We start from the raw sequence: 6,671 nt of genomic DNA on the forward strand, positions 1-6,671 counted from the left end.
ATATGAGAATAGCAATTTATGGTAGAGAATTTAGTCCTTCAGTTATTCCCCATGTAAAGCATTTACTGGAATATTTAAATGGGAAAAATGTTGAGATTTGGATCTACGACAGCTTTTATACTTTTCTACAAAAACAATTTGACTGTAATAAAACCTTCTCCACTTACAGCTCTAATGAGAATCTGCCAAAAGACACAGATTTTATGTTAAGCCTTGGTGGTGATGGAACTATGTTATCAGCAGTATCACTAATCCATAATTCCGGAATTCCTATTGCAGGCATAAATTTCGGAAGATTAGGTTTCTTAGCATCCATAAATAAAACAGATTTTGAACCTTCAATTGATCAAATTCTAGCTAAAAACTATAAAATACAAAAAAGAGCATTATTAGCCGTAGAATCGCCTGACAGAGAATTATTTGGCGGAAACAGTAATTATGCCTTGAATGATATTACCGTTTTTAGATATGATAGTTCTGCCATGATCACGGTAAATGCGTACTTAAATGGCGAACTTTTAAACTCCTATTGGGCCGATGGTTTAATTATCGCGACACCAACAGGATCTACGGCATATTCATTAAGTTGCGGAGGACCTATCATTATGCCTGGAAGTGGCAATTTCGTAATTACCCCAATTTCACCACACAATTTAAATGTTCGTCCAGTAGTTATATCATCTGAATTTGAATTAGCATTAGAAATTGAAAGTCGTTCCGAAAAATATATATTGAGTTGCGATTCTAAAAATGAAACAATAGAAAGTAATGTCAAACTAAAAATAACTAAAGCGCCATTCTATATTAATTTAATCAGATTAGAAGGTGAAAGCTATTTTGAGACACTTCGGGAGAAACTACTTTGGGGCTTAGATGTAAGAAATTATTAGCGTTAACATGAATTTGTAATCCGCTATTCGTCAAAAAGATTTATATTTACCGCACGATATTTTAAAGAATCTGGTTAATATAAGTTATCCTTATGCAGCAATACTTAAAAATTAATGAAGAAAAAATTGCTTAATGGCAAGCGCAATTTCTTGAAGATATTAGGAAATTACATTTTTCAAATGAAAATCACACCTGATACAAGGAAATCTGACGTAGCACTTCACACTAATTTAATAATTTAATTGCAGTGGTAGTTTGTATACAACGACATTAAAATAAGTATACACGATTGAAATTAAAACAGGCATCAGGCCAATTTCAACAACTATCTTACGTAAAAACGATACACTTGTAGCATATATTTAGAAATAAATGTTTTTACCAATCGTGAGATAGGCAGAAGTAAAGAAATAGAAAATGAGCATAATAGATCATATTGACAAAAACAATCTTCCTCAACATATTGCTATTATTATGGACGGCAATGGAAGATGGGCAAAAGAAAAAGGAAAATTACGGATTTTTGGTCATCAAAGCGGAGTAAAAGCTGTAAGAGAGGCACTAGAGGCAACTTTACAGGTTGGCGTAAAACACCTTACTTTGTATGCTTTTTCAACAGAAAACTGGAATAGACCCAAACTAGAAGTAATAGCGTTAATGGAGTTGCTGGTATCTTCGTTAAAAAAAGAAGTGAAAACTTTCCAAAAAAACGGTGTTCGTTTAAATGCAATTGGAGATCTATCTAAGCTCCCTAAAAATTGTCAAGAAAAATTGCAGGAAACAATGAATTTAACTGCCGGCAATGATAAATGTATATTAACATTAGCATTAAGTTATAGTTCGCAGGAGGAAATCGTCCAAGCAACAAAAAAAATAGCTGAAAAAGTTGTTAAAGGAGATCTGAAAATTGAGAATATAACAACCGAGGTCTTTCAGGAAAATCTCTATACTTCAAACTTACCAAACCCAGATTTATTAATCCGAACAAGCGGAGAATATCGAATTAGTAATTTTCTTTTATGGCAGATTGCTTATGCTGAATTCTGTTTCCTAGATAAGATGTGGCCTGAATTTGAACAAGAAGACCTTTTTAAGGCAATTCTTGACTATCAAAAGCGAGAAAGAAGATTTGGAAAAACAAGTGAACAGATCTAATCTTTATTAGTAACTTTGCTGACTGATTTTAAACCTTCATATCTGCTGGTTCTTAAATTTTTCTTAATTAACAAAAATTAACAACTGATTGGTGTACTTTAGCATCAATAAAAATTTATAAATGAAGCGCATACTATTTGTTATATTATTTTTAGCATGTACCCAACCACAATTCGCACAAGCTCAAGTGAATGGAACTGCTATAAACCTGAATGACCCCGACCAGATAAGTTATTTATCCCCTAAAGACTATATTATTGGTGGTGTTACTGTTTCGGGAACGCAGCATCTTGACAACAATGTATTAATTACCATCTCCAAACTTGTCGTTGGCCAATATATTGAAGTTCCTAGTGAGGCCACATCAAATGTCGTGAAAGTGATGATGGCACAAGGCCTTTTTGATGATGTCCAATTATGGGCTGAAAAAATAGAAGGTGAAACTATTTTTCTAAACATTCGTGTTAACGAAAGACCTCGATTGACCCGTATAGACATTAACGGTTTAAGTAAAAGTCAAACAGAGGAAGTTCGTAAAAGATTAAAAGATAACGCAGGTAAAGTTGTCAATGAAAACTTGATCAATACAACACGCAATACAATTCAACGTTTTTTAAGAGAGAAAGCTTATTTATATCCAGAAATTAAGATTAGTACTATTAAAGATACTACTCAAGCTAATAATGAGATATTAATTGCTGATGTTGACCGTAAAAATAAAGTTCGTGTTAAAAAGATAACATTTACCGGAAATAAGGAATTCACACAAAAACAGCTTCGTAAGAACTTAAAAGGGGTTAAGCAAAAAGCTTGGTTCCGTATTTTTGGACCTGGAAAATTCAAAGAAGAAAAATATAAAGAAGCAAAAGAAACCTTAGTTGCGAAAATGCAAAACAAAGGTTTCCGCGATGCCGAAATTATCCAAGATTCCGTAATTAAAGTTGATGATAAAAATGTCTTAGTCAATATCGATGTGTATGAAGGCCCTAAATATTATGTTGGTAATATTAAATGGTCAGGAAACGCAAAATATACAGACACAGTTTTAAATAGAATTTTAGGAATCCGTAAAGGTGATATTTTTAGTGAAGAAAAATTAACAACTAAATTGATGGGTGGAGGAAGAAATAGTGATGATATTTCTTCTCTGTATATGAATGATGGTTATTTGACATTCTCAATTGATCCTGAACAAACGCGTATTTATAACGATACAATTGATTTAAATTTACGCGTATATGAAGGTGCACAGTTCACCATCAACAATATTATAGTAAAAGGAAATGACGTGACCAATGATCGCGTAGTATTAAGATCTATTCGTACAAAACCAGGTCAAAAATTTTCAAAAGAAGCTATCATGACTTCTGTTCGTGAAATTGCACAGTTGGGTAATTTTGACGAACAGAAAACAAATCCAGTTCCAGAAAATATTAACCATGCTGAAGGAACCGTAGATATCGTTTATAACGTTACAGAAAAACCTTCCGATCAAGTTGAACTATCAGGCGGTTACGGTGCTGGACAAATTATCGGTACCTTAGGTTTAACGTTCAATAACTTCTCGACAAGTAACTTCTTTGATAAGAGCTCTTGGAAACCACTACCACGCGGTGATGGACAAAAATTGAGTGTTCGTGGACAAACTTCAGGTAAACGTTACCAATCTTATAGTTTCTCATTCTCAGAACCTTGGTTAGGCGGTAAAAAACCAATTTATTTTGGTCTTAGCGCATATACATCAAGCTCTTCTTACGGAGGTTTTAACTACTATACAGGAGAGCAGATGGTAAAAGATTCAGATCTTAACCGTATCTGGATGACTGGGGTTACCGCAACATTAGGTAAGCGTGTACAATGGCCAGACAACTGGTTCCAGGTAAATACTTCCCTTTCGTTCCAACGTTACAAATTACAGAACTATTCAAACTATTTCTTGTTTGACAACGGTACTGCTTACAACATTAACTTAACACAGGAAATCAGCCGTAATACGATTGATGCACCGATTTACCCTACTTCAGGGTCTAATCTAAAGTTTTCAGTACAACTTACGCCTCCATATTCATTGTTTAACAAAATTAATTATGAAACATCTGCACCGGAAGTTAAATATAAATGGACTGAATACCACAAATGGAAATTTGATTCACAATGGTATGCAAAGATTGCTGGTAAATTGGTATTCAAAGCACAGGCACAGTTCGGTTTCTTAGGTAGTTACTCCAACAAAACAGGAATCTCTACATTTGAGCGCTTCAAACTAGGTGGTGACGGTATGCAAGGATTTGATTTCCTACAGGGGTCTGAAATCATCGCGATGCGTGGCTATGCAAATGGTTCCATTATTCCAGAAGGAACACAAAACGTTAATATCGCTATGCGTTCAGGTAGTCCAATTTACACCAAGTACCAAATGGAATTGAGACATCCTGTCATGTTAAATGAACAAGCAACAGTCTTTGTATTAGCTTTTGCTGAAGCTGGTAATACTTGGAACAAATTCTCTGAATACAATCCATTTAAAGTTAGACGCGCAGCGGGTGTTGGTGCACGTATCTTCTTACCTATATTTGGTATGTTAGGTATCGATTACGGTCACGCATTTGATCCGATTCCAGGTTTACAAAGTAGCCAGTGGAAACAAAATTTCACATTCAGTATCATGCAAAATATGGGCGGGTTTTAATCGCTGGATTTATCCAACCCTCAGGTACTATCAAAATAAAAGGAAAGGCTTTCACCATTGTGAAAGCCTTTCTTTTTACCACCAATTCCTAAAAGGGTTGAGAAGTTTGTTTTAAACATTAAGTTTTCAATTATTCTAAAAACGCGTTTCATCTCCTATGCCAAAAGTATAAAATACCATACTCACATCCAGCAACTCGATTATAAACTCCTCGAAACAGCATCTATAAAAAACGACTATAAGTGATAATACTATTTAACGAAACAAATAAAAAACACGCATTAAATGCTACATATCATTGATAATATTTCAAAAAAAGTTCCTACAAAAAAAATAATAATTCATCAAATTATCATTAACCACTAGAATCTATACTACTCATAACATGAAGGAAAAAGGGCAAACAAGTTAAATAGTGTTAAACCCGAAAAATATCGCATAGATTGCTTCTTTTTTATTATTTTTGGGCAGTAAGTTTACTGGAGATGATTTTCCCAAATTAAACTATTGGGTTTATCCATGGTCTTAAAGTAAATTAGTGTTAAATAATATATTATAGTCTATAAAACTTTCAGAGAATATGAAAAAAATAGTTTTAGTAATAGCATTTGTCGTAGTTACCATATCAGCTACTTTTGCACAAAATTTTGCCTATGTTAATTCAGAATATATTTTAAAACATATCCCTGAATATACAGCCGCACAAAAACAGTTAGATGATCTTTCTCAAAAATGGCAACAAGAGGTAGATCAACAATATGCTGAAATAGAAAAAATGTATAAAGCTTATCAGAATGATCAAGTTTTACTAAATGAAGATATGCGCAGACGTCGCGAAGATGAAATCGTGAAAAAAGAAAAAGAAGTAAAAGATTATCAAAAACAAAAATTTGGTTTTGAAGGCGAGTTATTTAAACAACGTCAGCAACTGGTTCAACCTATACAACAACGCGTGTCCAAAGCAATTCAAGATGTAGCGCAATCACAAGGATTCGATCTTGTGTTAGATAGAGGTCAAGAAGTAACATTCCTATATGCAAATCCAAAATTGGATAAAAGTAATGACGTCATTATTAAATTAGGATTAAAACCTAATTCAGCACTTGCAAACTAAATATTAGTTTATTAATATTGCGAGAACAAATACCAGTAGTAGTAAGTATTAAATTAGAAACACAAAAATTTGTCTCATTTATAATTTGAAGAGACGATTTAAGATTAAAATGAAAAGAATGAGAAATTTATTTAAAGGTGCTATTGCATTTGTAGCAGTTATTTTCGCTACTCAGTTAGCTCAGGCACAACAAAAAATTGGTCACGTTAATTTAGCTGAAGTTATTCAGGCAACACCAGAATTCAAAACAGCGGAAGGCCAATTGAAAACTTTAAGCGACGGAAAAACGAAAGAGCTTCAAGATATGTATGCGATGTATCAAACGAAACAAAAAGAAGCAAATGATAAAGCACGTAACAGAAGCGAAGCAAACAAAGAGACTGTTGATGTTGAATTACAAAAATTAGGTACTGAATTACGCGATATCGAAACTCGTATCAACGAAAACCAACGTGTTGCTCAAGAAGAATTAAACAAAAAAGAAGAAGAGTTGATTTCTCCTATTCATAGAAAAGTATCAGATGCACTTACTGCTGTATCTAAAGAAAAAGGATTTGCTTATGTTTTTGATATCTCAAGCACAAACATTCCTTATTTCCAAGGCGGAGATGATTTAACACCTGCTTTAAAAACAAAATTAGGTATTTCTGCAACAGCTGCTCCTGCAACTCCTGCAAAAAAATAATTAATTAAATCCTGAAATAAATTCAGGTCATAAGAAAACAGCAGTCCCTTCAAGGTCTGCTGTTTTTTTTATGACCTTACCTTACCTTACCTTACCTTACCTTACCTTACCTTACCTTACCTTACCTTACCTTACCT

At 33.5% G+C, this 6,671-nt stretch carries 6 protein-coding genes; all 6 read left to right on the forward strand.

Features of this window, described 5'->3' with window-relative positions; genetic code table 11:
* Window positions 1-2: 2 nt before the first annotated feature.
* Window positions 3-890, forward strand: coding sequence for an NAD kinase (locus ACFS6I_RS16795; protein WP_021188282.1), 888 nt, complete (start codon window positions 3-5; stop codon window positions 888-890).
* 418 nt (window positions 891-1,308) lie between these two features.
* Window positions 1,309-2,046, forward strand: a complete 738-nt coding sequence (locus tag ACFS6I_RS16800; protein ID WP_132772031.1) for an isoprenyl transferase — start codon at window positions 1,309-1,311, stop codon at window positions 2,044-2,046.
* A gap of 121 nt (window positions 2,047-2,167) precedes the next feature.
* Window positions 2,168-4,735 carry an outer membrane protein assembly factor BamA gene (bamA, locus tag ACFS6I_RS16805; RefSeq protein WP_132772032.1) on the forward strand — a complete coding sequence of 856 codons (2,568 nt, stop codon included), beginning with the start codon at window positions 2,168-2,170 and terminating at the stop codon, window positions 4,733-4,735.
* On the forward strand, window positions 4,684-4,827 hold the full coding sequence (gene mtrB / locus ACFS6I_RS16810; protein ID WP_380922300.1) for a trp RNA-binding attenuation protein MtrB: 144 nt from the start codon (window positions 4,684-4,686) through the stop codon (window positions 4,825-4,827). The genes bamA and mtrB overlap by 52 nt, the downstream gene beginning before the upstream one ends.
* A 488-nt stretch (window positions 4,828-5,315) precedes the next feature.
* Window positions 5,316-5,849, forward strand: a complete 534-nt coding sequence (locus ACFS6I_RS16815; RefSeq protein ID WP_132844073.1) for an OmpH family outer membrane protein — start codon at window positions 5,316-5,318, stop codon at window positions 5,847-5,849.
* A gap of 118 nt (window positions 5,850-5,967) precedes the next feature.
* A complete protein-coding gene (locus ACFS6I_RS16820; RefSeq protein WP_031287178.1) occupies window positions 5,968-6,534 on the forward strand; it encodes an OmpH family outer membrane protein in 567 nt (188 codons plus the stop codon).
* The last annotated feature ends 137 nt before the right edge of the window (window positions 6,535-6,671 follow it).

It is taken from the genome of Sphingobacterium anhuiense, from assembly GCF_042686355.1.
In the GTDB taxonomy this organism is placed as follows: Bacteria; Bacteroidota; Bacteroidia; order Sphingobacteriales; family Sphingobacteriaceae; genus Sphingobacterium; species Sphingobacterium anhuiense.

Bases quoted from the DNA above. Each gene is read 5' to 3' on its own strand.
- ACFS6I_RS16795 (WP_021188282.1), top strand. From the start codon at position 3: ATGAGAATAGCAATTTATGGTAGAGAATTTAGTCCTTCAGTTATTCCC.
- ACFS6I_RS16800 (WP_132772031.1), top strand. From the start codon at position 1,309: ATGAGCATAATAGATCATATTGACAAAAACAATCTTCCTCAACATATT.
- bamA (WP_132772032.1), top strand. From the start codon at position 2,168: ATGAAGCGCATACTATTTGTTATATTATTTTTAGCATGTACCCAACCA.
- ACFS6I_RS16815 (WP_132844073.1), top strand. From the start codon at position 5,316: ATGAAAAAAATAGTTTTAGTAATAGCATTTGTCGTAGTTACCATATCA.
- ACFS6I_RS16820 (WP_031287178.1), top strand. From the start codon at position 5,968: ATGAGAAATTTATTTAAAGGTGCTATTGCATTTGTAGCAGTTATTTTC.